Below are 25,331 nucleotides of genomic sequence, written 5' to 3' on the forward strand. Positions count from 1 at the left end.
TATCGCCCTTATTTTTGAAAAAAACAGGACTATTGGCATAAATCAGGAAGTTAACAAAATTTACATAAAATAAAACTAAAAAAAAGAGGAGATTTGTCGAAAAAAAGGGTAAGACTTAGAAACGAAATTTTGGAATAAGATAGGTGAACAAGATGGATAAAACATCCTTGATAGGAATTATACTTGCCATTATTGCTGTTGGAGTAGGGATGGTTTTTAAAGGAGTTAGCCCAATCGTATTATTGAACCCAGCGGCTATTCTTATTATTTTAGTCGGTACAGTTGCGGCAGTAGTTATTGCCTTTCCAGCTTCTGAAATTAAACGAGTTCCAAAGTTATTTGGTATCCTGTTTAAGGAACAAAGAATACAGGATACGAAAGAGTTAATCCGTTTGTTTTCAGAGTGGGCACAATTAGCTAGAAAAGAAGGTTTACTTGCTTTAGAAGCAAAAACAGATGAAATTGAAGATCCATTTTTGAAAAATGGCTTATCTTTATCTGTTGACGGACAAAGTGCAGAGTATATTAGAGATGTATTAACAGAAGAAATAGAGGCGATGGAAGAAAGACATCGCACTGGATCACAAATTTTTACACAAGCGGGAACTTATGCCCCTACATTAGGAGTGCTAGGTGCAGTAATTGGACTTATTGCGGCATTGGGAAATATGTCAGATGCCGAAGCACTTGGACATGCTATTAGTGCTGCGTTTGTCGCTACTCTAATGGGAATTTTTACAGGATACGTTTTATGGCATCCATTTGCAAATAAGTTGAAAAGAAAATCACAAATGGAAGCAAGCCAAAAATATTTAATGATAGAAGGAGTTCTCTCTATTTTAGAGGGAGAAGCACCTAGAGTAATTGAACAGAAACTTGCATCGTATTTACCAGTTTCAGAAAGAAGAAAATTTCTGGAGGAAAATGAAAGTAGTGTGAATGCGAATGAGTAAAAAGAAGAAAAAAAAGAGAGTTCATCATGATGAACATGTAGATGAATCTTGGTTGGTTCCGTACGCAGATATTCTGACGTTATTGTTAGCTTTGTTTATCGTATTATATGGAATGAGTTCTGTCGATGCAAAAAAATTCTCAGCACTAGCAGATGCATTTAATAGAGAATTACAGGGAGGGACAGGTTTCTTTGAATATCCTAGCCCCACACCATCCATGGAGGAGAAAGAATCAGATATTAATATAGATGATAAAGAAAAACAGGAAGAATCAAAGGAGCTCTCGGAAGAGGAATTAAAGGAATTAAAGAAACAGCAAGATCAAAAGGAATTGGAAGATATTCAGAAAAAGGTAAATGCTTATATTGATGAGAATAAATTAGGTAATAAGCTTGATACGAAGCTTACTGGGGAAGGCTTACATGTATCGATTAGAGATAATGTCCTATTTGCTTCAGGAAGTGCAGATTTACGAAGCAAGGATAGAAAAATCGTTTCAGAAATTGCCAATTTACTGGTGATGGATCCTCCAAGGAGTATAATCATAAGTGGGCATACTGATAATGTTCCAATTAGTAATTCTCGTTATGATTCAAACTGGGAACTAAGTGTAACGAGAGCGTTAAATTTCATGAAATTACTCCTTGAAAATAAAAAACTTGATCCGAAATCATTTAGTGCTAAAGGTTACGGCGAGTTTCAACCGATTGCCAGTAACAAGACTGCTGAAGGAAGAGCGCAAAATAGAAGAGTGGATATTTTAATTCAACCACGAATAGCAACAGAAGACTAACGAATGACAGTCTTTCTGTTGCTGTTTTTTTGTAATTAGGAAGAAGGATGCTCGTTATAAGACGAATAGATAAAATTTTTGCAGGAATGAATAAATTATTGTCTTTCTATAAACAAAAGTTTATAATATAAACAAAAGTTTTGTTAGGCAAGAGTACAAGTTTTTACACATTATATTATTGTTAGTTTCACTTTAACCTGAGGGGGAAATGGAAGTGAATGATAAAGAGATGTACATCCTTCGGCTAATTAAAGAAAATCCCTTTGTTACGCAAAATGAATTAGCTGAGAAACTGGGGCTGTCCCGTTCTGCTGTGGCAGGGTATATTTCTTCTTTAACAAAAGAAGGAAAATTACTTGGAAGAGCTTATGTACTACCGAAAAAGAAAGAAGTTATTTGTATAGGCGGAGCCAATATTGATCGTAAGGTTCAAGCAGAAGAAACGATTCAGTATGGGACATCCAATCCAGCCTCAACCAGTCAGTCACCTGGAGGAGTAGCAAGAAATATTGCAGAGAATTTAGGTAGACTGGGTATCGATACCTCTTTATTCACTATTGTAGGAGAGGATCATGAAGGGGAATGGTTATTAGATAATACGCAGCACTATGCGGATATCACTCCTTCTCTGTTGTCTAATCTAAATAGAACTGGTACCTATACAGCGCTGTTAGATTCAGATGGTGAGCTCGCTGTGGCTTTAGCGGATATGTCTATCTATGACAGCATTGATAAAGATACAATTGATAAAAAATGGGGCTATATAGCAGCATCGGAACTAGTCATATTAGATACTAATTTTTCAGGAGATGTATTAGAGCATATTATTGTTCGATGTAGACAAGAAAATATGGCATTATGTATTACCCCTGTATCCGCACCTAAGGTCAAAAAATTGCCCGATAATTTACAGGGAGTAACATGGCTTATTGCAAATAGTGATGAAGCCGAGGTACTTACTGGAATGAAAATTAAAGAAGAGGGAGATTTCTTTAAGGCTGCCGAAAAAATTATTGCCAAGGGTGTAGAAAAAGTCGTTATAACTCGAGGAGATAAAGGCCTGATCTATTTTACAAAACTTGGTGAAGCAGGGGTTATTTTAACTCCAGAAGCAGAAGTGATTGATGTAACAGGAGCAGGAGATTCACTCGTTTCAGGCATCATGTATTCGCATATCAAAGGGCTAAACACAGAAAATGCATGCAAAATTGGAATTGCTTGTTCGATTATAACATTGCAATCAAATCAGACAGTAAACCCTTTATTAAATAATAAAAAGCTACAAGAAATTTTCGGAAAATACTTTCGTTAAAAGGAGCATGAACATGAAAACAGAATGGCTAGAATTTTCAAAAGAAGTATTGGAAGCAAAGAAAAACAATCAACCGATTGTCGCATTAGAATCAACTATTATATCACACGGTATGCCTTATCCTCAAAACGTAGAAACAGCTAAAGAAGTAGAAGATATTATTCGTAAAAATGGAGCAGTACCTGCAACAATCGCCATTATAGAAGGAAAAATTAAAATTGGTTTATCAGAGGATGAGATTGAATTTTTAGCTAAAAGTGACAATATTGAAAAAGCAAGCAGACGCGATTTACCTTATCTGATTGCTGGCAAGAAAAATGGTGCAACAACGGTTGCTGCTACGATGATTTGCGCAGAACTTGCAGGAATCAAAGTGTTTGTAACAGGCGGAATTGGTGGTGTTCACAGAGAAGCTGAACAAACAATGGATATTTCTGCAGACTTACAAGAGCTTGCTAAAACAAGTGTAGCAGTTGTGTGTGCTGGTGCAAAATCAATTTTAGATATTGGTTTAACGTTAGAATATCTAGAAACATATGGTGTCCCGGTTGTTGGTTATGGATCAAAATCTCTTCCAGCCTTTTATACAAGAACTAGTCCATTTGAAGTGAATTTTTCTGTAGAAACTGCAAAGGAAGCAGCAGATATGATTCAAACAAAATGGGAGTTAGGACTAGATGGCGGGGTTGTAATTGCTAATCCAATTCCAGAAAAAGATGCGCTTGAGGAAAAATATATTACGGATATTATTGAAAAAGCATTACAAGAGGCGAAGGAGAATAATATTACTGGTAAAAGGGTAACTCCATTTCTATTAAGTAGAGTAAAAGAGCTAACAGAAGGTACAAGCTTAGTAGCTAATATTGCATTAGTTAAAAATAACGCAGAAGTTGGTTCTAGAATAGCAGTCGAGTTAAATAAATAATACAAGGACTAGTTAAAGTAGAATGCCGCCTAAAATCGGATGCTAATTCTGCTTTAACTAGTCTATTTTTATCCCGTATTTACACCCCAGTAAGACTCTCCACCGATTGCTTAATAGAATACGAGGAAGATAGGTGGAGATTCACCCATTTCCGAACGGTGCCACTAATCAATAGTGAGGAAAGTATAAAATGTCCCATGTTGGTTAGTTGCACTTTATTAGAAATGAGCTTCTTCTTCTAGAAAGCCGAAGCCCATTCTGTGTGGTACCTGCGCTTATTCCATTGCGCATTTCGCGTTACTAGTCTTTTTGTCTTTTTTTGAACTTAACGTATTCAAGAATACCGGCAAAATCTTCTTTGGTAACCCCATCCTCTATAGCTTCTTCTACTAAACTCATCCAGTCTTCATCTATTCCGTCAATTACTGTATTGTTATTGTCTAGTAGTTCTTCTACATTGGTATCAAGGGTGTGGGCGAGTTTCGTAAGCACTTGAAGGGAGGGGTTTTTTTGAATGCCCCTTTCAATATAACTTAAGTAGGATTTCGAGACACCGGATCTATCGGAAAGTTCATTGATAGAATAACCTCTTTTTAATCTTAGCTTCTTTATCTTTATTCCAACCAACATGAATATTCTCCTTACCACATATAGAAGTATAATTTCATTATAACGAACGTATCGTTCAATAAAAAATACAAAAAAGCTAGAAAACGAGAGTAATTTTGAGAAAACGAACGATTTTTGTTCGTTAAAGAGAAATAATGGCTGTTTTTGGAATTTTTGAAAATGATAGATTTGCACTATACTAATAAAAAAAGTTCTTTACTAAGAACGGTTTAGATGTTTATAGAACTAATCGATTATACTACAACACAATGATGTAAGGAGTTCGTTATAACGGTCCGTAAAGTCCGATTGTTCTACTAACCTTCAGTAGGGGATGGTGGCAAAACTCCAGTGATGGAAGTTTCACTTATAAAGCTAAATAAATAAAGAGGGTGAAAAATGTATAGGAAAAATTGTGATAAATGCTTTAGACCGTCATTTAGTAGTAGTGAACTAGGAAATTGGATTTGTCCTATATGTCAAAATGATTTAACGGAATATCCTTTTTTTGACGCGATTACATATGAACAAATTCATATTAATTATTCGTTTAAAAAAGTGATAAAAAGCTATACAACACAATACTATAATAGAAAGTCACATTAACTAGTAATGCAGGCATATAAAAAGAAGTAAATAATGCGTTTGTAGGATTATTTCGATAAAATTCGCGGGAGATAACTTTTTTTGTAGAAACAGCAAGAAATCTTTTAGTAATTTGTCCTAATTTTATGACAAATTACTGCATCTTTTAAATGTAAAAAACGCTATAATGATAAAACAGTAAAGGACAAGTGAAACCATTATGATGTTAAGGGCAAACCAATACGAAAGTTTGGGACGCAAAGTCACGGATCTAATGTTTTATACAATGATGGCCGGACTGCCAAAATACAAATGTATTTTTGGGGAGGAAGAATTAAGTGATTAATAGTCAACTTTTTACCGAAGAATTGGATTCAGAATGGATTCAATTAATTAATGAAGCCAAAAATATTGGAATGAATTTGCAAGAAGTAAGAGCATTTCTGCGAAGTGAGAAGGATTACTTAATTCAGAAAATCCGAAATAGTCATTTGTATAAAAGTAGATTTATAATGTTAAAGGCAAAAAAGAATGTCTACGTTGAATTTCTCACAATTAGTATGATGAGCTAATTATGAGAAATTCAATGTAGAAAAATCTCTTTCGAATTTTTATGTCTTTATATCATATTTAGGCATGGAATTATTTTTTTGTTCCAGTCTCCATCTATTAAATTCCAAAAACTCACGAAATTCTTTTTTGGATACACCAGAATCCATAGCTTCTTTTACAATTTTTAACCATTCTGAATCTAAGTCATCCTTGTTTTGATGGTCATTTATCAAATGATCAACTGGTATATTGAAAACAGCTGCAATTTTTTCTAAAAATTGAATCGATGGATTGGATTGTAAATTTCTTTCTAAAGAACTTAAATATGATTTTGCCACTCCTGCTTGTTCTGCTAATTCCGATAAGGACATTCTTTTCTCTAAACGTAGCTGCTTAACACGATCCCCAATCATACGCTCACTCACTTTCACTCTTAACGGTATGTATATTTATCATAGCATTTATAGATGAAAAGTTCCATATAAAGAACGAATTGTTCTATCCACTATGCTTAAATAGAGAGATGAATTTCATTTTTTGTTCATAATATTGAAATGTCTCATTAGTATTTACCCTTTCCTACATAAAATGAAACATTTTTTTAGTTGTTTTTCAATCCTTTTTAGACAATTTGTCTGAAAAAGAGTAGAATGGTAACGAATAATTTGAAAATGTTGGTGAATTACGTGTTGAATAAATATTATGTGATATTTGAGGAGCTTGAAGCTGCGATAAGAAATGGGAAGTACCCGCCAGATACTATTTTACCATCTGAAAATGAATTAGCAGAGCAATATAATACATCTAGAGAAACCATTCGTAAGGCTTTAAATATTTTATCTCAAAAAGGATATATCCAAAAGCTCAGAGGGAAGGGTTCCTTAGTTCTTGATTTAGAAAAATTACAATTTCCCATTTCAGGATTGGTTAGCTTTAAGGAATTGGCTGATAAAATGGGACATTCCTCTGTAACGATTATTGAGCGTTTTATGAATACACAGCCATCCTCGCTTTTACAAAAAGAAATGCAGCTTAAGAAAGAAGATTCGATATGGGAAGTTTTTCGAGTTAGAGAAATTAATCAGGAACGGATTATTCTAGATAAGGATTATATCGTTCGGAAGTATGTGCCAGGATTAACGGAAGAAATATGTAGAAACTCTATTTTTGATTATATAGAGAAGGAATTGAACTTAAAAATTAGTTTTGCTAAAAAGGAATTTACAGTGGAAGAACCGACAGAAGAGGACTATAATTTGCTTGATTTAGAAGGATTTCATTCCATTGTTGTTGTAAAAAACTATATCTATTTTGAAAATGCCACTTTATTTCAATTTACAGAGTCTCGACATCGACCAGATAAGTTTCGCTTTGTTGATTTTGCAAGGAGAAATGAAGCATAAAAAGAACGATAGCATGTTTTATTTTCTATCTATGGGGAACGTTACATATAGAAAATAAGAAAAGGAGATGCTATATATGAGTAAGAAAATTGCTACTTTAATTACTGATATGTTTGAGGATTCTGAGTACACAGAACCAGCTAAGGCATATAAGGAAGCTGGACATGAAGTAGTAACAATTGAATTGGAAGCTGGTAAAACAGTAGAAGGAAAACAAAAAGAAGCGACGGTAAAAATTGATAAGGGGATTGCAGATGTGACTCCAGATGAATTCGATGCTTTATTTATCCCAGGTGGCTTTTCTCCTGATCAGCTTCGGGCAGATGATCAAGTAGTGGCCTTTACTAAAGCGTTTATGGATGCAAAGAAACCAGTCTTTGCAATCTGTCATGGCCCACAATTGCTTATTACAGCAAAAACGTTAGAGGGTAGAAATGCTACTGGCTATAAATCCATTAAAGTGGACATGGAGTATGCAGGTGCAACCTTTAAGGATGAAGAAGTAGTCGTGTGTGGCGATCAATTAGTGACAAGTAGAACGCCAGAGGATATACCAGCATTTACTAGAGAGTCTCTAAAGCTTTTAAATAAATAAGGAAAGTAAGATAGGCAGGGTCTATACGTACACCTTTTCATGATAGGGAGAATATAATCTTTTATCATGAGTTGGAGTAGGTATAGGCTCTTTTTTTGTGTTAACCTTAAGGAGAACCATTGTACTTTTGTCTCCTTTGCAGTAAATTACATTCTCACTTATAAGTAGCATGCTTAATAAAACCGCAAATAGGAAGAGGATATATTAGGGGAAATAGATAAAACCCTAACTTTTAATCCCTAGTGTTAACTTTAGATAGAAAGAAGGATTGAAAATGATTGTTTTAAAATCGAAACGGGAAATAGAGCAAATGAAGAAGGCAGGCGAGATTCTGGTTGGTTGTCATAAAATGATTGCTAAGCTGATAAGACCAGGAATTACTACTTTTGAAATTGATCAAAAGGTAGAAGAATATTTAGCGGAAAAAGGGGCAACACCCGAACAAAAAGGGTATCGTGATTATGCATATGCAACTTGTGCAAGTATAAATGACGAGATTTGTCATGGCTTTCCAAGGAAAGAACCACTGAAAAAAGGGGATATTGTAACAATTGACATGGTTGTTAATTATAATGGAGCATTGGCCGATTCCGCATGGACATATGCGGTTGGAGAAGTATCAGCAGAGCTGCAGAAATTAATGGATGTAACAAAAAAGGCGTTGTATATAGGGATTGAACAAGCAAAACCAGGAAATCGAATCGGAGATATTGGATTCGCAATTCAACAGTATGTAGAGGAACAAGGATTTTCTGTTGTACGAGACTTTATCGGCCATGGCATTGGAAAAGTAATTCATGAAAAACCAGAAGTTCCTCATTTTGGGTTAGCGGGAAAAGGGCCACGTATAAAAGAAGGCATGGTATTCACAATCGAACCTATGGTTAATGTTGGTGATTATAAAATGAAAATGGATAACAATGGTTGGACAGCAAGAACGATGGATGGCAAGCACTCTGCACAATATGAACATACGATTGCCATTACAAAAGAAGGACCTGTGATACTTACAGATCAAGATGCTTGATCTGTATAAGCTATATATGAGAAGGCAAAAAACAATTGTTGCTCTCTTGTAAGTTTAAATTGAACCGGCAAAAAACAATAATCAGTGAGATGCGTCCACTGATTATTGTTTTATTTATAGGTAAATTATTGCTTACGCAAGTTTCCTAATTCTTCAGCAATTGCCTGCATTTCATTTGGACTAAAAGAATCTCTTTTCATGACATGTTCATAAATTTCTTTAATGTCATCATAAAGATCTTCATCAAAATGTGTGGATTTAATGGCACCGATGTTTAGAACCTTTAGCTTTTCTTTTATTTTTTCAATCATGAAATTTACGTTTTCTGTCGTTTTATTATCTAAATTCATACCTTTTCCCCTTTCTTGGACAATAAAGTTGTTCTATTCATCTTTTCATGCAAACATAGAAATGTCAATATAGAGTATTAATCGCCCAAATAGATTGGTTATAATTACTTTAAAAGTAATCAAGTATGTAAATACAAAAATGGAGGAAAATAAAAATGAAAGTACATGTTTTATTTATTTGCTTAGGAAATATTTGTCGTTCCCCAATGGCTGAGGCTGTATTTCGTGATTTAGTGGAAAAAGAAGGATTGCAAGAAAAGATTGTTTGCGATTCAGCTGGTACAGGTGGATGGCATATTGGAAATCCGCCTCATCATGGAACAAGAGATATTTTAAAAGTAAATAAAATTAAGGATACGGGCATATTTGCTCGTCAATTAGAGGAAAAGGATTTAGAAGATTATGATTATCTCATTGCAATGGATAACAGTAATATTGCAAACATTAGAAAGCTAAATGAAATGTTGGATGATACGAAGGTTCGACTTTTAATGGATTATACGCACCATGCTGTGGGAAAAGAAGTACCAGATCCGTATTATACTGGCAATTTTGAAGAAGTTTTTGCGTTAGTGAAGGATGGCTGTGAAGGTTTGTTACAAGATATAAAAAATAAGTATGGCTTGTAATCAAATCATTTCCATCCTTCATTGATAAAAAAAGAAGGGTGGAACTAGTGGATGAAAATGAGTATATCAAAAGGACTTTTTATCGGGAGCCTTATTGGAACAGCCATAAGTCTATTGGACAAGCATACAAGGCAAAATGCCGTAACGAATATGCAGCATGCAAAAGAAGTGGTAACGGATTATGAGCATATGACAACTAGCCTTAATAGTACTGCGGAAAAAATAAAAAGAACAGCGGTGAAAATTTCGGATGATGCAGTTTTTGTAAAGAAGCAATTGGAGGAATTAAAAGGGATAACACCAGTGGTAGCAAGCATCATTCACGATACGAAGGAAGCTTTTTTCAATGGTGACTCGAGAAATCAGGAAAGGAAGCTTGTTTCTAGCATACAATATATACCTGAGACAGGATCAGAAAGAAGATAACTTTTTAGAGAATTATTCTCCTAGCATTTGTTACTAAAATATAAGGGGAGTAATACTCGAGGGAAAAGGTTTAAATGTGCCTAAATGATATGGAAATCGCTATTTCAATCTATCATTTAGGCCTGTATGTTTGCGCAGTTTTTTCATCCTTTTCTCCTTAGTAGATGCCTTTTTTTATATGTGCCATATGTTTTAATAGGGCTCTAAAGGGCAATAGACATACATAAAAGAACTGTTAGGACGGTGATTTTGTATGGGAGAGGTCATTCCATTTATAAAGGTTCTCATCAAGAAAATCCAACAAGATAGTGTATTTGATCTTGCAGCACAGTTATCCTATTATTTTCTCTTATCTATTTTTCCGTTACTTATTTTTGTTATGACGCTCCTACCCTATCTACCGATATCAAAGGAAGACTTATTAGGAGTAGTCGATGGTTTTGCACCTGGAGATATCATGGATACGATTGAAACAAATATCGATCAAGTGTTGAGTAGAAATGTTAGTCTTTTATCATTCGGTATTATTGCAACAATATGGTCTGCTTCTAATGGATTAAATGCTATCGTAAAGGCACTAAATAAAGCCTATGATGTCGAAGAAACTAGATCTTTTATTGTTGCAAGGGGAATGTCTATTTTATTGACGCTTGGGATGATTGCAGTAGTGGTAGTAGCTTTACTGTTACCTGTGTTTGGAGAACAAATAGGGATGTTTTTATTTTCCCAATTTGACTTAACAGAAGAATTCTTATCGATGTGGAACACATTAAGGTTTCTTGCTTCTCCAATCATTTTATTTATTGTGTTTCTTGCTCTTTATTGGGTTGCTCCCAATAAGAGACTTAGATGTATTTCTGCTATTCCCGGAGCCATTTTCGCAGCGATTGGTTGGGTTCTTGCTTCTTTAGCGTTTTCCTATTATGTAGGTAACTTTAGTAATTATTCGGCGACATATGGAAGTATTGGAACGATTATTGTTCTAATGATTTGGTTTTATATAACAGGAATCATCATTATATTAGGTGGCGAAATTAATGCCTACTTCACCGAGAGAAAGAAAGAGCCTTGTTAATGGTATCCGTTTTTTACCTTTATAAAAGGAGGCAATCGGAACAAACTATTAGAGGGGAAAACATTAAATAAGGGGGAACTTAGAATGACAAAGCATACAAAAAAAGATGGCGGTACTAAACAAAAAGGAAAAAGCAAGCCGAAGCATAAAACATCTGGATCTGCCAACGGGCAAAACGGCTATCACTAACTAAAAGAACTCCCATTATAGTATTCACTATGATGGGAGTTCTTTTAGATTAACAGGCGGAACTTTTCTTTAAAGTATTATAAGAAGAGCCTTAAGGGTATCGTTCTGATGAATTTTGCTCCATCGAATCCATATTGAAATTCGTCTCTTTAGAGCTGTTTGTATTAACTTTTTAACAACCGCAAGCTATTCAAAATAACCAAGATTGTACTTCCTTCATGTCCAATCACTCCAAAAGGAAGGGCAACGACTTGTAAGAAGTTCGAAACGATAAGAAGCATGATAACAGAGATAGAGAAGATAATATTCTGTTTAATAATTCGATTCATTCGTTTGGATAGATGAATCGCTTCTGCAATACGTGGTAAATCATTTTTCATTAATACGACATCTGCGGTCTCTAAGGCAACATCTGTTCCTTCTCCCATCGCAATCCCTACATTTGCTGTTGCAAGCGCTGGCGCATCATTAATTCCATCTCCTACCATTGCAACGATACCATATTTCTCTTTCAACTCTTTAATGGAAGTTACCTTCTTTTCTGGTAGGCATTCAGCAATATATTCATTAACATTGCTTTCGTTGGAAATGGCTTTGGCCGTTTTTTCGCTATCTCCTGTAATCATAACAGTATAAATACCGTTTTGCTTTAAGTGTTCAATTGCTTTTTTCGACTCTTTTCGGACTATATCCTTTAAGGCAATCAACGCTATTATTTCGTCATTTCGCTGGACAAATACAGCGGTTTTTCCTTCTTCTGATAACTGATTAAATATTTCATTCTGGAAATTTTTTGCTTCTTTTTCTCCTACAAAAGCAGCTTTCCCTATTCGCCATTCTGCATTATCCATTTTTGCAGTAACACCCCAGCCGGAATTATCCTGAATGCTTTCAGGCTGTTTTAAAGGTTCTTTATATTTCTGCTCAGCGTATCGAACAATTGCTTTTGCTAAAGGGTGGTTCGAATGGCTTTCAATGCTAGCTGTTAATTGGATAATTTCTTTTTCTGAATATTCGTCATGAACAATCACATTTGTTACGACAGGCATCCCTTTTGTTAACGTTCCTGTTTTATCAAAAGCGATTGCTCTTACATGGCCAAGATTTTCTAGATGAACCCCACCTTTAAAAAGGATTCCTGCTCTTGCTCCGTTTGATATCGCAGCAAGGGTAGCTGGCATAATGCTTGCCACTAATGCACAAGGTGATGCTACAACTAAGAAAATCATTGCTCGGTAGAACGTTTCATTCCAAGACCAACCTAGAAAAAAATGAGGAAGGAACGTAAGTAGGACAACAATTGACAACACTATTTTGACATAGGCGCCTTCAAATTTTTCGATAAATGCTTGAGAAGGCGACTTTTCACTTTGAGCAGATTGAATTAATGTAATAATCTTTTGGAATAGTGTTTCATCTGCATGTTTTGTAAGTATCACAGTAATAGATCCACTTAAATTTACCGTACCTGCAAACACCTCATCATTTATTTCCTTTGTTAACGGAATCGATTCGCCTGTAATGGCTGCTTCATCTATGGCAGTTGTTCCTTTCGCAATTTTACCATCAACCGGGATTCTTTCACCTGGTTTAATTAAAATAGTGTCTGAGACGGTAAGAGAGGAAACAGGAACTATTTCTTCGCGACCATCAGGATGTATTTTTACTGCTTCCTCAGGCTGTAAATTCATGAGCGCAGATATTTCCTTGTTGCTTTTATTCATTGTATATGTCTCTAACGCACCGCTTACAGCAAAGATAAAGATTAGTATGGCTCCTTCTGCCCAATAGCCGATAAGGCATGAGCCAATCGCTGCAAAGATCATTAGCATTTCCACATTTAATTCTTTATTTGCAATTGTCTCTTCGATACCTTCCTTTGCTTTGGCATAACCACCAATCACAAAAGCGAGCAAGTATAAAGAGATAGATAGATGCGAATAATCCAAGTGGTTTAAGATCCATCCGATCAAAATAAAAATTCCACTTATTCCCGCAGCAATAAGCTCGAGATGGGGAGCTAGTTTTGCAAACAAAGATGGCTTCACTTCTAAAGTTGATTGTACGAAAGATTTTAATTCAGTTTCTGTGGACATTCTCATTTCCTCCTTTAGTAACTAGATTTTTTTGATTTCAATATTCTTATTGAGAGAGAGAATCAAGTTCAATACCCTTAAAAAACACGAAAGCTGCCACCTAAAAAGGTGACAGCAGAAAAAACAAATAGAAATAATTTTTTGATATTTAGTGTATGTGTTTATACTACCACATATTGTATGTGCTGAACATCATTTTGCTTCTGCCAAACGATGGTTTTTTCTTTCTTTTTTTCCAAAGATAAAAATGACCAAGCAAACAGCTATTAAGATGGTAGCTATCACTACAAAATAGCTAATATGCTGGAAATATTGAATAAATACTCCTCCTAAATAAGGGCCAATTAAACTACCGACACTAAAGGCCATACCACATAGAAGATTTCCAGTAGGTAGTAGATTGGATGGAACTAAGTCAGTCATATAGCTAATTCCTAAAGAGAAGGTAGACCCAACTGACATTCCAGCAAGGAAAAGACAGATAATTAACCCGATTAAATAAGTCTCCAGGACGCTGGCAAAAGAAAAGCAGACAGTGCCGATAAATAAAATGGTTATAAGTGTCTGTCTTCTGCCGAACTTATCGCTAATCATTCCTAAAGGAAGCTGAAAGACTATTGCACCGATGGAAAAGGCAGTAAGTAAAAAGGAAATTTGGACAACTGTTAATTCGATTCTCAAACCATACACTGGAAAACTTGAATTTAAGCTTGATTCCAAAAATCCATAGGCAAGCGGTGGAAGAAAGGCGATCCAAGCATACTTCATAGCACTGGAAAAGCGTTTCATCGTATCGATAAAGGAATTAGTTTCTACCGTTTGCTCTGGAAAATCATTTTTAATCCATAAAATAAAGATCCAAGCGATAAAGCACATAATGGATGAAAGAATGAAAGGTAGGGATTCATTAATTTTGATTAATGGTGTTAATAATGGTCCCACTGCGAATCCAATACCAAAGAAAACCCCATATAGAGAAATATTTCGTCCCCGTTTTTCTTTAGGTGACGCAGTCGTTATCCATGTTTGTGTAGCGAAATGAAGGGCGTGATCACCAATTCCGATACATAAACGAAGGAGGAACCAAAACCAAAAGGCCTTCCATAGTGGAAAAAGGGCTAATGAAAGGATGACAATCAAGCCGCCGAAAACAATTACAGGTTTATAGCCATATTTACGCAATGGATATTCCATAAACGGAGAAATCAGAAGAATCCCTATATAGAGTCCCACTGCATTTAAGCCATTTAAACTAGAAGAAAGACCATCATTTTCAAAAATGACTGCTATTAATGGAAGCAGCATTCCTTGACTAAATCCAGAAATACTGACAATGCTAATTAGTACTGCAAATTTTTTACTGTTCATATTATTCTCCCCATGATTTACCTGTTGTTAATATTTAGTCTCCCTAAAAGATGTTAAATGGGATTGAACAGGATTGCAATAGATTTTTTTTGGGGAATAAGAAAGGTAATTGCGAAAAGAAAGGAAGAAACATTTTCAAGAGAATTGGTTATATTTGGGCAAAGTAGCTGTATAATAAGTTTAGCCACCAGTTAGATGGGAAATTATATGAAAGTGATAGAAGAAAGGAAGCGAAAAAATGGTTAATAAAATATTTACGATTGCAGCTTTTATTGGGGTTCCATTATCGATTATTGGTACGTTACTCCATTGGTCAAGCATTGTTATGTTTGTTATTTACTGTCTTACAATTATTGCTTTATCTAGTTTTATGGGAAGAGCGACAGAAAGCTTAGCGATTGTTGCTGGTCCTCGAATTGGCGGATTATTAAATGCAACCTTTGGTAATGCAGTAGAATTAATCATTGCTATATTTGCATTACGTGAAGGTTTAACAGAAGTAGTGTTGGCATCCTTAACTGGATCCGTTTTAGGGAATTTATTGCTTGTAGCAGGCTTGTCCTTCTTTATCGGGGGATTAAAGTATAAGAGACAGCAATTTAACGTTTTTGACGCTCGTCACAATTCTGGTCTATTAATTTTTGCGGTAATCGTTGCATTTGTTATTCCAGAAGTATTTACGATGAATATGAATGAAGGAAAAACACTTTCTTTGAGTATTGGAATAGCTATTATTTTGATTTTATTATATTTAGGTGCATTATTCTTTAAACTTGTAACCCATCGTGGAGTTTATCAAGTTGAAAAGAATGGTGAAACGGAGCATGGTCATGAGGAAACTCCAGAATGGTCTGTGAAAAAAAGCATCACCATTTTAGCAATCGCAACACTTGCTGTTGCTTATGTGTCCGAAAACTTAGTACATACCTTTGAAGTAGTAGCAGAGTCCTTTGGATGGTCAGAGTTATTTATCGGAATTATCATTGTTGCTATCGTTGGAAATGCAGCAGAACATGCTTCAGCGGTTGTAATGGCTTATAAGAACAAAATGGATATTGCTGTGGAAATCGCAATAGGATCGACGCTGCAAATTGCCATGTTTGTTGCTCCATTATTAGTGCTGATCTCTTTATTTTTCCCGAGCGGAATGTCACTAGTATTTACCCTGCCAGAACTTATTAGTATGGTAACAGCGGTGTTATTAATGGTGAGTATTTCGAATGACGGAGAAACGAACTGGTTTGAGGGAGCAACATTATTAGCTGCTTATGCGATTATGGGAATAGGATTTTATTTGCTTTAAAGTAGGAGAAATAACGAGGCCTAGCCGCTTTCTTTACAGCAGCTAGGCTTTCTTGTGTAAATTTCACCTCTTATTTATACATATTAGTCTTTTTTAAGTATTTGTAGATTTAAATGATGTATAGGGAATCTATCATGTCGCTTCCATCGGATCACCAACCTCTTTTCCTTTTATTGTTGAATAAAATTCTGATTGATGAATATTCAAAGGTTTTTATTTTCCTCCTTTACTAAAATACAAGCGATCCTAATAGCTACCCTCCTTTTATTTGATGCCTTTATTATACCGTGAAAATAGAGAAATGTAAATATTCTGATTATTTTATTTTGCGAATTTTGGACAAGTTTCTTATTTCTTATGCATATGTATGAAAGTAACGATAAAAGCATGTATGAGGAAGGAGTAAAAAGGGGAATGTCATGGTTTTTTCGAAGCACTATCTATGTTGGTGGGCTTTTTATATTAGCATTTGGGGCTACGTTGACTATTAAGGCAAACCTAGGAGCAGGTCCTTGGGATGCACTCAATGTAGGACTATCTCATCTAGTGGGACTTACTATAGGAAGCTGGATTGTTATTGTAGGAATCGTCCTTATATTCGTTAATGCTTTTCTTTTACGCAAAAAGCCCAATTTATTATCACTTGCAACGGTATTTATTTTAGGTTTTTTTGTTGATTTCTGGATGGCACATCTCGTCAATCAGCTTCATTATTTTATATTTGCGAGCCAATTACTTTTACTTATTACAGGATTAATTATTATTGGTTTAGGCATAGCTCTCTATTTACAATCGGAATTTCCATTAAATCCAATCGATCATTTTATGGTTACTATTCAAGAAAGATTTGGCGTAAATCTTATGACAGCCAAGTTAATTGGAGAAATACTTGCGTTATTGTTAGCCTTTTTAGTAAATGGCCCAATTGGACTTGGTACCCTCATTATTGCTTTTGGACTCGGTCCTTCCATCCAATTTTTCCATCATTATTGCTCAAAATTAACAGGGAAATTTGTAGTGAAATAGAAGTTAGAAAAAAAATAATGTAATAATGGATAATCTAGGCGAACTCCGAAAAAAATAATCATAGTTATGGATGATTATTTGAAGGGAGTTCACTTGCTATGTATAAGAAAATTATGATTGTGCTTTTATCTTTTTTCTTAATGCTTCCAATGTTAACTTATGCGGAAAAAGCAAAAGAGAAAGAAAAAGAGGAAAGTCTATCGAAATCCAAAATTATTACCATACCCAATTCTGTTATGAATATAACAAAGGAAAATACGTATCCTAATCCGACTCAGGATGTGCCTAAGCTACAGCCTAGTGAATTAACGCAAAAACTTATTAATTCTTCTAAGGTGAAAATCGACAATCCAGATTTAATCCGGATGCTGAATGAGTCCACGGTGAATAGTACGCCATTTGCTCTCGGCTATAAAGCGATTGTATATTTAGGACAATGGCCCCTTAACTATGAATCAACAGAGACAGCACCGAATTGGGAGTATCAAAAAATAAATACTAATTTTTACGATAACCGTGGTGGCAAGTCCCCATATCAAATCCATTATGTACAAGAATCACAGAAAACAATAAGAGGTGGATTAACTGCCAAGGTGCCTAATGCGGAGCAAGTAAAGAAAATGATGCTTGTGAAAGCAACACAGAATTCAGGATTATCTCTTGCTTTTGAAACAGTAATTGGTACAGGGACTAAGAAGGATCAAGTTTATAATATTCCTCCTAAAAGACTGGGATATTTATATGGATATGCTCCTGCTGTCAATGAAAAAGGGAAAGTGACATATGGAGAAGTTTATATCATGCTTAAAGGAAGCAAGAAATCAATAGTCGTTAAGAATGTAACTTCTCAAGGAATTGGTGCATGGATTCCAGTACAGGATCATGTTTCCTTTGGATTTTTGGCGAGCGAAAGACCGAAATAAATAGGGAAAGGAAAGGCTGACTATTGGTTGTCAGTCTTTTTTTATGGGGGGGGAGATTTTGGAATGAATGGTGGGGGGGAAGTAGTTTTGATGGAGGAAGAACGCCAAAAAAGCAACAGGAAGAGCAGAGAGTAGTTTTCAAAAAGCTGTTACATACTCAAAACTAATTAAAAAAGTGCCCATTCTTTCAAAAATGAGCACTGATTTCCTTTATCTACTAATTAATGCTTTTCTCGTAGTAAAATCAACATCTTGATAATAGCTATTTTTTACAAGTACGTTTGGACCGAGGCATTTGACAGCAGGGCAATGGCAATTTAATGAGCTGGCTAAATCAGTAGACAGCCATTTTTGAAAAATATCCTCTAAATTATCTTGTTGGATATTTCCAAGTGCTGGCGTATCGCCGAAGTCTGTCACAATAACGTCGCCGGTAAAAATATTTACATTTAAGCGAGAACGTCCGTCTGGATCATTGCGAACCGTAACATTTTTGCTAGAATAAAGGCGATTTAAGAGCTGTAAGTCTTCTTCCTTCTTGTTACAAGGATAAAATGGAAGTGTACCAAATAGCATCCACACATTTTCATCACGAATATCTAAAAGATGGTTGATGCTGTCTCTAATTTCATCTAAAGACAAAGTTTCTAGAGCAGAAGCAAAATCTGATGGGTACATTGGGTGAATCTCGTGCCTTTGACATTTCATTTCTTCGACAATTTGTCGGTGGATATCTTCTAAATAAGGGAGGGTACGTTTATTAAGCATCGTCTCTGCAGAAACTACGACTCCTGCTTCTACTAATGCTCTACTGTTTGTAATAATGTTGTTAAATAGTTTGCCTCTTTGCTCATACGTTGGTTTTCGTGCCATCATGGCAAAGCCGCGTTCTGCAAATTCCCCTTCTGTTCCCCAGTTGTGGGAGATATGCAATACATCTAAGTAAGGAATTACTGGTACATAACGATCAAGTCCTAGTGTTAGATTGGAATTTAACTGTGTCTTTACGCCGCGACTGTGTGCATATTTAAAAAGCGGCACGACATAATTTTCCACAGATTTTCTACTCATCATTGGTTCTCCGCCTGTAATACTAAGAGAGCGCAAATGAGGAATTTCATCCAGTTTTTTCAACAATAAATCAATTGGCAAGGCATTCGGATCTTTGGGCTGGAGCGTATAACCAACAGCGCAATGTTCACAGCGCATATTACATAAGGTGGTTGTGGTGAATTCAATATTGGATAAAGTTAATTTTCCATGCTGTTCCATATCCATATAAGCTTCCCAAGGGTCAATGCTTGGAGTAATTATATTTTTTTCTGTAATCATTTTAAGCTCCTTTAAAAGAATAGTTAAACTATATCTATGTACAATTAAGGTATAGAATGCAATTTTTATCATTATCATGCCACGAAATGGCCCCTTGTCATTATTAAAGGAAAAATCCTATCTGTCAAATGTTTTTGTTTTAGGCTTTTATTGAAAAGTTTGTTGCTATCGCTCGCCGCCGAAAAACACTTCGCCTTCCATGGGGCTTGCGTATATTCCATAGGAGACTACGCGTATTTCGGCTGCTAATTTTTTTCAACTAATTCTTTTTTCCTATTGAAATCTTTTAGAAAACAGCTGTTTTAAATGATGCTTGTAGGGGAAAAGAAACAAATAATGAGAAGAAGGGAGATGGATGATATGTCTAATGCAACAAAGCAAGGAAATAAAATAGTAACAGGCTTAGTAATTGGAAGTGTCATTGGTGTCACGGTTTCTCTTATTGATCCAGCCACAAGAAGAAGAACAATCCAGAAGGTAGAACATGTTAAGGACACAGGCACTCGTTTTGTTCAAAGCTATAAAGAAAATCCTGATGAGTTCAAGAGTAATTGTAAGGATAGAATGAGTATTTCTGCTGATACAATAAAGGAAATTGCGACAGAGACCCAAGGATTGTACAAGCAGATTCAATCTACCTTAAAAGAACGATCAAAGGATTTAAAAGAGATTTCAGATGATTTCAAACAGCTTTATTTTCAAACAATGAACCAGTATAAACGGATTACAAAAAAAATCATCATGACAAAAGATCAAATTATTGAATCATCCGATTTAGAAGAAAAGCCACAGCTTCCTGCTACAGCAGATAGAGAAGTGATGAAAACAGATACGGTACTTTCATAAGGCAACATGGAATAGCGTATATGGGGAAAGGAGCATCTAGATTGTATTGCTAGATGCTCCTTTTAGTCGTTATTTCAATTGCAGTCAACTAGTAAAACAATGGAATAAGGGGGTAAAAAGATAACACATGTGTAAAGCTATAATAAGGAAGGTTGCCGAATTGGAGAAAATTCGATACGATTATTAGGAAGTTTTGAAAGGAGAGAATACATTGGGGAGTTCTATTAATGATAAAAATGAGCAAGTTACTTTTTTAAAGACAAGATTAAATATGTTTATGGATGTACTAGATGCGATTGATCCAGAAGAAGCAGAATTAGAAGATATTGATCGTTTAATTGAAATGATAGACGAAATTGAATCGAAATGTAATGAATTTAAACATAGAGATATGTAATAAAGAGCTGCTTGGGTGAAAAATTCATCCAAGCATTTTTAATAGAGATTTTTGGGATATTTCTGTAAACGATTGCAAATCACTTCTCTAACGAAGGAGAGAAGAGTATAATTTTTAATAGGGAGTTATTTGAATGCAATAATAAAATTTGCAAGGATTCCTTGCATTTTTCAAATGAGGGGGAGAAGCATGTATTTTGAAAATCTTAAGAAGAGCATTTACGATTTAATTGTAGAAACATCGACCAATCTTCCGAAAGATGTACGACGGGCAATTGCGAAAGCTACAGCGTCAGAAAATGCTGGAACGCGTTCTGCGATGAGCTTAGCAACGATTACGCAAAACATTGGTATGGCAGATAAGGAAGTCTCACCTATATGCCAGGATACAGGGTTGCCAACTTTTAAAATTAAGACACCAATTGCTGTCAATCAGCTGGAAATAAAAGCAGCTATTTACGAAAGCATGGAACTTGCCACAAAAAATGGTAAGCTTAGACCGAATTCTGTTGATTCTCTTACAGGGGAGAATAGTGGAAATAATTTAGGGGCAGGTACACCTGTCATTAAATTTGAACAATGGGAAAAGGATTATATCGATATTCGTTTAATTTTAAAAGGTGGCGGCTGTGAAAATAAAAATATTCAATACAGTCTTCCTAGTGAATTAGAAGGTTTAGGTCGAGCCGGACGCGATTTAGACGGAATCCGTAAATGTATTCTACATTCAGTTTATCAGGCACAAGGGCAAGGATGCAGTGCTGGTTTCATTGGTGTGGGAATTGGTGGAGACCGCTCTGCTGGCTATGATTTAGCGAAGGAGCAGCTTTTTCGCTCGGTAGATGATACAAACGATATCCCAGAATTAGCAGAACTTGAAGACTATATAATGGAAAATGCCAATAAATTAGGAATAGGTACAATGGGATTTGGCGGGGAAACAACACTTTTAGGCTGTAAAATTGGTGTGATGAACCGGATTCCTGCAAGTTTCTTTGTATCTGTTGCTTATAATTGCTGGGCATTCCGCAGATTAGCGATTTCTGTAAGTCCTGATACAGGTGAAATCAAGGAATGGCAATACCAAGAAGGGGATAAAATTAACTTTAAGGCAGAAGCTGATGAGCAGGATGAAGCAGCTGCTACAGAGGAAGTTATTACACTCCAGGCACCAATCAGTGAAGAGGCTATCCGTCAATTGAAAGTTGGAGACGTAGTTGAAATTACGGGCATGATGTATACAGGCAGAGATGCTATTCATAAGTATTTAAGTACAAATGATGCGCCAATTGATTTAAATGGGCAAATTATATACCATTGTGGACCAGTAATGCTAAAAGATAAGGATGGAAATTGGCAGGTTAAAGCAGCTGGACCGACAACGAGTATTCGAGAAGAGCCTTATCAAGGGGACATCATGAAAAAATTTGGCATACGAGCCGTTATCGGAAAAGGCGGTATGGGGGCAAAAACATTAAAGGCGTTAGAAGAACATGGCGGCGTCTATTTAAATGCCATTGGAGGAGCGGCTCAATACTATGCAGATTGCATCAAGTCAGTAGAAGGGGTAGATCTTATGCAATTTGGCATACCAGAAGCAATGTGGCATTTAAAGGTAGAAGGATTTAAAGCCGTAGTTACTATGGATGCCCATGGCAATTCACTGCATAAAGATATTGAAATGTCTTCCTTAGAAAAATTAGCACAATTTAAAGAGCGTGTATATAAATAAATTTTGAGAAAAACTGCTGTATATTAGCCGTTTTTTCTCTACCATTTCGTTGTTTTTTATTACCAAGAATGAATTCCTCCAGCCTACAGAAAATAACAAAAGGAATGTAAGGCAAAGGAGGAATTTCATTGAAATTGGCCATCAAAACGTTTATTTTCTTTTCTGCTCTTTGTTTCATGTCACTTCCTGTTTTAGCGAATGTATCCAATAAACCGCTAAGCTGGGGATTTAAAAAAGGGGTAAATGAGCAGCCGGCAGAAGCGGGAAAGGAATTAGATGAATTACTTGAAAAATATGGTGCTTACTATAAAGATACAAGCGAAAAGAAGGTACTTTACTTAACCTTTGATAATGGTTATGAAAATGGTTATACAGGTAAGATACTAGATATATTAAAAAAGGAAAAAGTGCCAGCAACCTTTTTTGTAACAGGTCATTATTTGAAAAGTGCTCCTGATCTTGTAAAAAGAATGGCAGCAGAAGGACATATTATTGGCAACCATTCTTACCATCACCCAGATTTTACACAAGTAAGTGATGAAAAGCTAAAACAGGAGCTTGAATCAGTGGTAACAGAGACAGAGGCACTAACAGGGAAAAAAGGGATGACCTATTTACGACCTCCCCGTGGGATTTTTAGTGAGAGAACATTAAAGCTTGCGAAAGAACTTGGCTACACGCAAGTATTCTGGTCCCTTGCTTTTGTGGATTGGAAGACAGATCAGCAAAAAGGCTGGCAATATAGCTATGATAATATTATGAAACAAGTTCATCCGGGCTGTATTTTATTGCTTCATACTGTCTCGAAAGATAATGCAGATGCATTGGAACAAGCAATTAAGGACTTGAAAAAAAGAGGCTATACGTTTAAAAGCTTAGATGATTTAACAATGAAAAGAGAAATGGATGAAGGAATATTCCATTAAATAGTGTTTCCCCGCCCGAATAGAGCTCCCCTCCATTTGGGCTTTTCAATGGATTTGTACACCTCTAATTATGCTATAATAAAAGTAAAATGAGAACAGGTGATGCTATTTGCATACAATTAACATTCCAGGACCATATAATTTTGATTTGGTATTAAGTCGGCTAGCATTGGACCCATTGCATGTCCTGAACAAGGAAGAAAGATGGGTCAAAGTACCAATTCGTATACATAAAAAACCGATTGTAGTGAAAGTACAAGCAACTGGAACAACGGATAACCCAACCTTTCTGGTAGAGCTTGATGAGGTGGACACATCCATACATGAGCTCATTAAGAAGGAAATCTGTAGAATTTTCAGGTGGGATTTATCCTTGCATGCCATTCATGAACATTTTCAAAAAACAAATTTAAAGCAAATTTTTGAAACACATTATGGCACGCCAATTGTGTTGGATTTTCACCCATATAATAGTCTTGTGAAATGTATCATTCATCAACAATTAAACCTTAAATTCGCATTTACTTTAACACAAAGATTTGTTACTGCTTATGGGATTGAAAAAAATGGTGTTTGGTTTTATCCATTGCCTGAAACGGTGGCAAAATTGACGGTGGAAGAGTTGCGAGCCCTTCAATTTAGTACGAGAAAAGCAGCGTATATTATAGATCTATCAAAAGAAATTCAGAAGGGTAATTTACATATAGACAGCCTATATGAAAAGTCGGATGAAGAAATTATGGCAGAACTCCTACGTTATCGGGGTATTGGTCAATGGACAATTCAGAATGTATTGCTATTTGGTTTAGGGAGAAATAATCTTTTTCCCCTAGCAGATATCGGTATTCAAAATGCCATCAAGAAACTCTTAAAATTAGAACAAAAACCAACAAAAGAGGAAATGGAGGCAATGCTTCCAAAATGGCATCCATATTTAAGCTATGCTTCCCTTTATTTGTGGAGAAGTATTGAATAGGGAGTGAATTTCCTTTAGTCGTTTAATAATAGTAATTATGGTAAAATATAAGCTAAATAAGCTGATTATTTAAATAGTTTGAAACGAGGAAAGTAAATTGCAGAAGAAAACACAGAAAAAACAAAAGAAGCTTCTTATGGCTTCACGAGCACTATTAGTGATAATTGGTGGAATTATCACAGGGTATGGACTAGAAGCAGTCCTTATTCCAAATGCAGTCTCTGATGGAGGAGTTACAGGTTTAAGTATCGTTGGTTCTCAGTTAACTGGATTTCCCCTCGGGATTTTAATTGGAATATTAAATATTCCCTTTATATTTTTAGGATATAAACAGATAGGGAAAAGTTTTGCTGTATATTCCGTTATCGGCATACTATCTTTAGCTGTCAGTACAAGTTTAATGCATCATGTTCCAACAATAATTGAAGGAGATACCCTTCTGATAACGGTTGTTGGTGGGATTATCATTGGTTTTGGAATGGGTTTAGCCTTACGTAACGGTGGGGCATTAGATGGAATTGATATGTTAGCTGTATTGCTTTCAAGAAAATTACCATTTGGAACAAGTGATTTAATCTTATTTTTAAATATGTTTGTTTTTATTTTCGTGTCTACGGTATTTGGCCTCCAAGGAGCTATTTTATCCGCTATCGCATACTTCATTGCCTCTAAAGTAATCCATATTGTAGAAGAAGGTTTAAGTGGATCAAAGACATTTAAAATTATTACAGAAGAGCCGGAAATAATGGTAGAAACGATTCGTGATCGCTTAGGACGTAGTGCTACCTATACGCTTGCGGAAGGCGGATATTCTAACGAACAATTTAAAGAAATCACCTGTGTAGTCAGCCGCATGGAAGAAAGAAAAATGAAGGAAATAATACATGAATTAGATCCTAAAGCGTTTGTCGCTATTTACGATGTTTCAGAAGTAAAGGGCGGAAACTTTAAAAAACGGGATATTCATTAATAGAAAAGGAAAGC

27 protein-coding genes and 1 riboswitch are annotated in these 25,331 nt (G+C 35.5%); of the genes, 21 read left to right on the forward strand and 6 right to left on the reverse strand.

The window, feature by feature from the left end; all coding sequences use genetic code 11:
* Positions 1–152: 152 nt before the first annotated feature.
* From motA to ACWNMZ_RS04745, 4 genes are all read left to right on the forward strand, one after another.
* Positions 153–953 (forward strand): flagellar motor stator protein MotA, encoded by an 801-nt coding sequence (gene motA / locus ACWNMZ_RS04730; protein ID WP_031537414.1) that lies wholly within the window; start codon positions 153–155, stop codon positions 951–953.
* Positions 946–1,746: a flagellar motor protein MotB gene (gene motB / locus ACWNMZ_RS04735; RefSeq protein ID WP_031537415.1), complete on the forward strand. Its 801-nt coding sequence runs from the start codon at positions 946–948 to the stop codon at positions 1,744–1,746. The genes motA and motB overlap by 8 nt, the downstream gene beginning before the upstream one ends.
* Positions 1,747–1,954: 208 nt before the next feature.
* On the forward strand, positions 1,955–3,058 hold the full coding sequence (locus tag ACWNMZ_RS04740; protein ID WP_031537416.1) for a carbohydrate kinase: 1,104 nt from the start codon (positions 1,955–1,957) through the stop codon (positions 3,056–3,058).
* 13 nt (positions 3,059–3,071) lie between these two features.
* Positions 3,072–3,983 carry a pseudouridine-5'-phosphate glycosidase gene (locus ACWNMZ_RS04745; protein ID WP_031537417.1) on the forward strand — a complete coding sequence of 304 codons (912 nt, stop codon included), beginning with the start codon at positions 3,072–3,074 and terminating at the stop codon, positions 3,981–3,983.
* 300 nt (positions 3,984–4,283) lie between these two features.
* Here ACWNMZ_RS04745 and ACWNMZ_RS04750 read toward each other — a convergent pair whose 3' ends face one another.
* Positions 4,284–4,613 carry a helix-turn-helix domain-containing protein gene (locus tag ACWNMZ_RS04750; RefSeq protein WP_081836628.1) on the reverse strand — a complete coding sequence of 110 codons (330 nt, stop codon included), beginning with the start codon at positions 4,611–4,613 and terminating at the stop codon, positions 4,284–4,286.
* A 378-nt stretch (positions 4,614–4,991) separates the two neighbouring features.
* Here ACWNMZ_RS04750 and ACWNMZ_RS04755 point away from each other — a divergent pair, with 378 nt between their 5' ends.
* Positions 4,992–5,198 carry a hypothetical protein gene (locus ACWNMZ_RS04755; RefSeq protein ID WP_449598298.1) on the forward strand — a complete coding sequence of 69 codons (207 nt, stop codon included), beginning with the start codon at positions 4,992–4,994 and terminating at the stop codon, positions 5,196–5,198.
* Positions 5,199–5,398: 200 nt separating this feature from the next.
* Positions 5,399–5,483, forward strand: a riboswitch (cyclic di-GMP riboswitch).
* Between the two features lie 32 nt (positions 5,484–5,515).
* Complete coding sequence (locus tag ACWNMZ_RS04760) at positions 5,516–5,749, forward strand: anti-repressor SinI family protein (RefSeq protein WP_449598299.1); 234 nt, start codon at positions 5,516–5,518, stop codon at positions 5,747–5,749.
* A 39-nt stretch (positions 5,750–5,788) separates the two neighbouring features.
* Here the strand turns inward: ACWNMZ_RS04760 and ACWNMZ_RS04765 are convergent, their stop codons facing one another.
* A complete protein-coding gene (locus tag ACWNMZ_RS04765; protein ID WP_449598485.1) occupies positions 5,789–6,142 on the reverse strand; it encodes a helix-turn-helix domain-containing protein in 354 nt (117 codons plus the stop codon).
* A 273-nt stretch (positions 6,143–6,415) separates the two neighbouring features.
* Here ACWNMZ_RS04765 and treR point away from each other — a divergent pair, with 273 nt between their 5' ends.
* From treR to map, 3 genes are all read left to right on the forward strand, one after another.
* Positions 6,416–7,132, forward strand: a complete 717-nt coding sequence (gene treR / locus ACWNMZ_RS04770; RefSeq protein ID WP_031537423.1) for a trehalose operon repressor — start codon at positions 6,416–6,418, stop codon at positions 7,130–7,132.
* Between the two features lie 76 nt (positions 7,133–7,208).
* Complete coding sequence (locus ACWNMZ_RS04775; protein WP_048717951.1) at positions 7,209–7,727, forward strand: type 1 glutamine amidotransferase domain-containing protein; 519 nt, start codon at positions 7,209–7,211, stop codon at positions 7,725–7,727.
* 274 nt (positions 7,728–8,001) lie between these two features.
* On the forward strand, positions 8,002–8,754 hold the full coding sequence (gene map / locus ACWNMZ_RS04780; protein WP_235248686.1) for a type I methionyl aminopeptidase: 753 nt from the start codon (positions 8,002–8,004) through the stop codon (positions 8,752–8,754).
* A gap of 125 nt (positions 8,755–8,879) precedes the next feature.
* Here map and ACWNMZ_RS04785 read toward each other — a convergent pair whose 3' ends face one another.
* Entirely contained in the window at positions 8,880–9,104 is a 225-nt protein-coding gene (locus ACWNMZ_RS04785) for a DUF1128 domain-containing protein (RefSeq protein ID WP_235248673.1), read from the reverse strand.
* A 155-nt stretch (positions 9,105–9,259) separates the two neighbouring features.
* Between ACWNMZ_RS04785 and ACWNMZ_RS04790 the strand changes: the two genes are divergently transcribed.
* From ACWNMZ_RS04790 to ACWNMZ_RS04800, 3 genes are all read left to right on the forward strand, one after another.
* Positions 9,260–9,733 (forward strand): low molecular weight protein-tyrosine-phosphatase, encoded by a 474-nt coding sequence (locus ACWNMZ_RS04790; RefSeq protein ID WP_235248671.1) that lies wholly within the window; start codon positions 9,260–9,262, stop codon positions 9,731–9,733.
* Between the two features lie 51 nt (positions 9,734–9,784).
* Complete coding sequence (locus ACWNMZ_RS04795; protein ID WP_235248658.1) at positions 9,785–10,159, forward strand: YtxH domain-containing protein; 375 nt, start codon at positions 9,785–9,787, stop codon at positions 10,157–10,159.
* Positions 10,160–10,412: 253 nt separating this feature from the next.
* Positions 10,413–11,234: a YihY/virulence factor BrkB family protein gene (locus ACWNMZ_RS04800; RefSeq protein ID WP_031537430.1), complete on the forward strand. Its 822-nt coding sequence runs from the start codon at positions 10,413–10,415 to the stop codon at positions 11,232–11,234.
* A 353-nt stretch (positions 11,235–11,587) separates the two neighbouring features.
* Here ACWNMZ_RS04800 and ACWNMZ_RS04805 read toward each other — a convergent pair whose 3' ends face one another.
* Together ACWNMZ_RS04805 and ACWNMZ_RS04810 are read right to left on the reverse strand one after the other, a co-directional pair.
* A complete protein-coding gene (locus tag ACWNMZ_RS04805) occupies positions 11,588–13,519 on the reverse strand; it encodes a heavy metal translocating P-type ATPase (protein ID WP_251627699.1) in 1,932 nt (643 codons plus the stop codon).
* A gap of 192 nt (positions 13,520–13,711) precedes the next feature.
* Complete coding sequence (locus tag ACWNMZ_RS04810) at positions 13,712–14,887, reverse strand: MFS transporter (protein WP_251627698.1); 1,176 nt, start codon at positions 14,885–14,887, stop codon at positions 13,712–13,714.
* A 238-nt stretch (positions 14,888–15,125) separates the two neighbouring features.
* Between ACWNMZ_RS04810 and cax the strand changes: the two genes are divergently transcribed.
* From cax to ACWNMZ_RS04825, 3 genes are all read left to right on the forward strand, one after another.
* The gene (gene cax / locus ACWNMZ_RS04815; RefSeq protein WP_048717959.1) at positions 15,126–16,190 is read left to right on the forward strand and encodes a calcium/proton exchanger; all 1,065 of its coding nucleotides are present in this window, start codon (positions 15,126–15,128) and stop codon (positions 16,188–16,190) included.
* 414 nt (positions 16,191–16,604) lie between these two features.
* Positions 16,605–17,216 carry a YczE/YyaS/YitT family protein gene (locus ACWNMZ_RS04820; RefSeq protein ID WP_048717961.1) on the forward strand — a complete coding sequence of 204 codons (612 nt, stop codon included), beginning with the start codon at positions 16,605–16,607 and terminating at the stop codon, positions 17,214–17,216.
* A 98-nt stretch (positions 17,217–17,314) separates the two neighbouring features.
* Positions 17,315–18,139, forward strand: coding sequence for a YfkD famly protein (locus ACWNMZ_RS04825; protein ID WP_048717963.1), 825 nt, complete (start codon positions 17,315–17,317; stop codon positions 18,137–18,139).
* Between the two features lie 210 nt (positions 18,140–18,349).
* Here ACWNMZ_RS04825 and yfkAB read toward each other — a convergent pair whose 3' ends face one another.
* Positions 18,350–19,471 (reverse strand): radical SAM/CxCxxxxC motif protein YfkAB, encoded by a 1,122-nt coding sequence (gene yfkAB / locus ACWNMZ_RS04830; protein WP_235248648.1) that lies wholly within the window; start codon positions 19,469–19,471, stop codon positions 18,350–18,352.
* A 306-nt stretch (positions 19,472–19,777) separates the two neighbouring features.
* Here yfkAB and ACWNMZ_RS04835 point away from each other — a divergent pair, with 306 nt between their 5' ends.
* From ACWNMZ_RS04835 to ACWNMZ_RS04860, 6 genes are all read left to right on the forward strand, one after another.
* Positions 19,778–20,317 (forward strand): hypothetical protein, encoded by a 540-nt coding sequence (locus tag ACWNMZ_RS04835; protein ID WP_449598300.1) that lies wholly within the window; start codon positions 19,778–19,780, stop codon positions 20,315–20,317.
* 211 nt (positions 20,318–20,528) lie between these two features.
* A complete protein-coding gene (locus ACWNMZ_RS04840; RefSeq protein ID WP_031537442.1) occupies positions 20,529–20,714 on the forward strand; it encodes an SE1561 family protein in 186 nt (61 codons plus the stop codon).
* 189 nt (positions 20,715–20,903) lie between these two features.
* On the forward strand, positions 20,904–22,445 hold the full coding sequence (locus ACWNMZ_RS04845; protein ID WP_031537443.1) for a fumarate hydratase: 1,542 nt from the start codon (positions 20,904–20,906) through the stop codon (positions 22,443–22,445).
* A 176-nt stretch (positions 22,446–22,621) separates the two neighbouring features.
* On the forward strand, positions 22,622–23,371 hold the full coding sequence (pdaA, locus tag ACWNMZ_RS04850; RefSeq protein WP_081836630.1) for a delta-lactam-biosynthetic de-N-acetylase: 750 nt from the start codon (positions 22,622–22,624) through the stop codon (positions 23,369–23,371).
* Between the two features lie 109 nt (positions 23,372–23,480).
* A complete protein-coding gene (locus ACWNMZ_RS04855) occupies positions 23,481–24,347 on the forward strand; it encodes a DNA-3-methyladenine glycosylase family protein (protein WP_235248637.1) in 867 nt (288 codons plus the stop codon).
* Positions 24,348–24,483: 136 nt separating this feature from the next.
* Positions 24,484–25,317, forward strand: a complete 834-nt coding sequence (locus tag ACWNMZ_RS04860) for a YitT family protein (RefSeq protein WP_048718026.1) — start codon at positions 24,484–24,486, stop codon at positions 25,315–25,317.
* Positions 25,318–25,331: the final 14 nt, after the last annotated feature.

This window comes from Niallia sp. Marseille-Q9988, assembly GCF_976954375.1.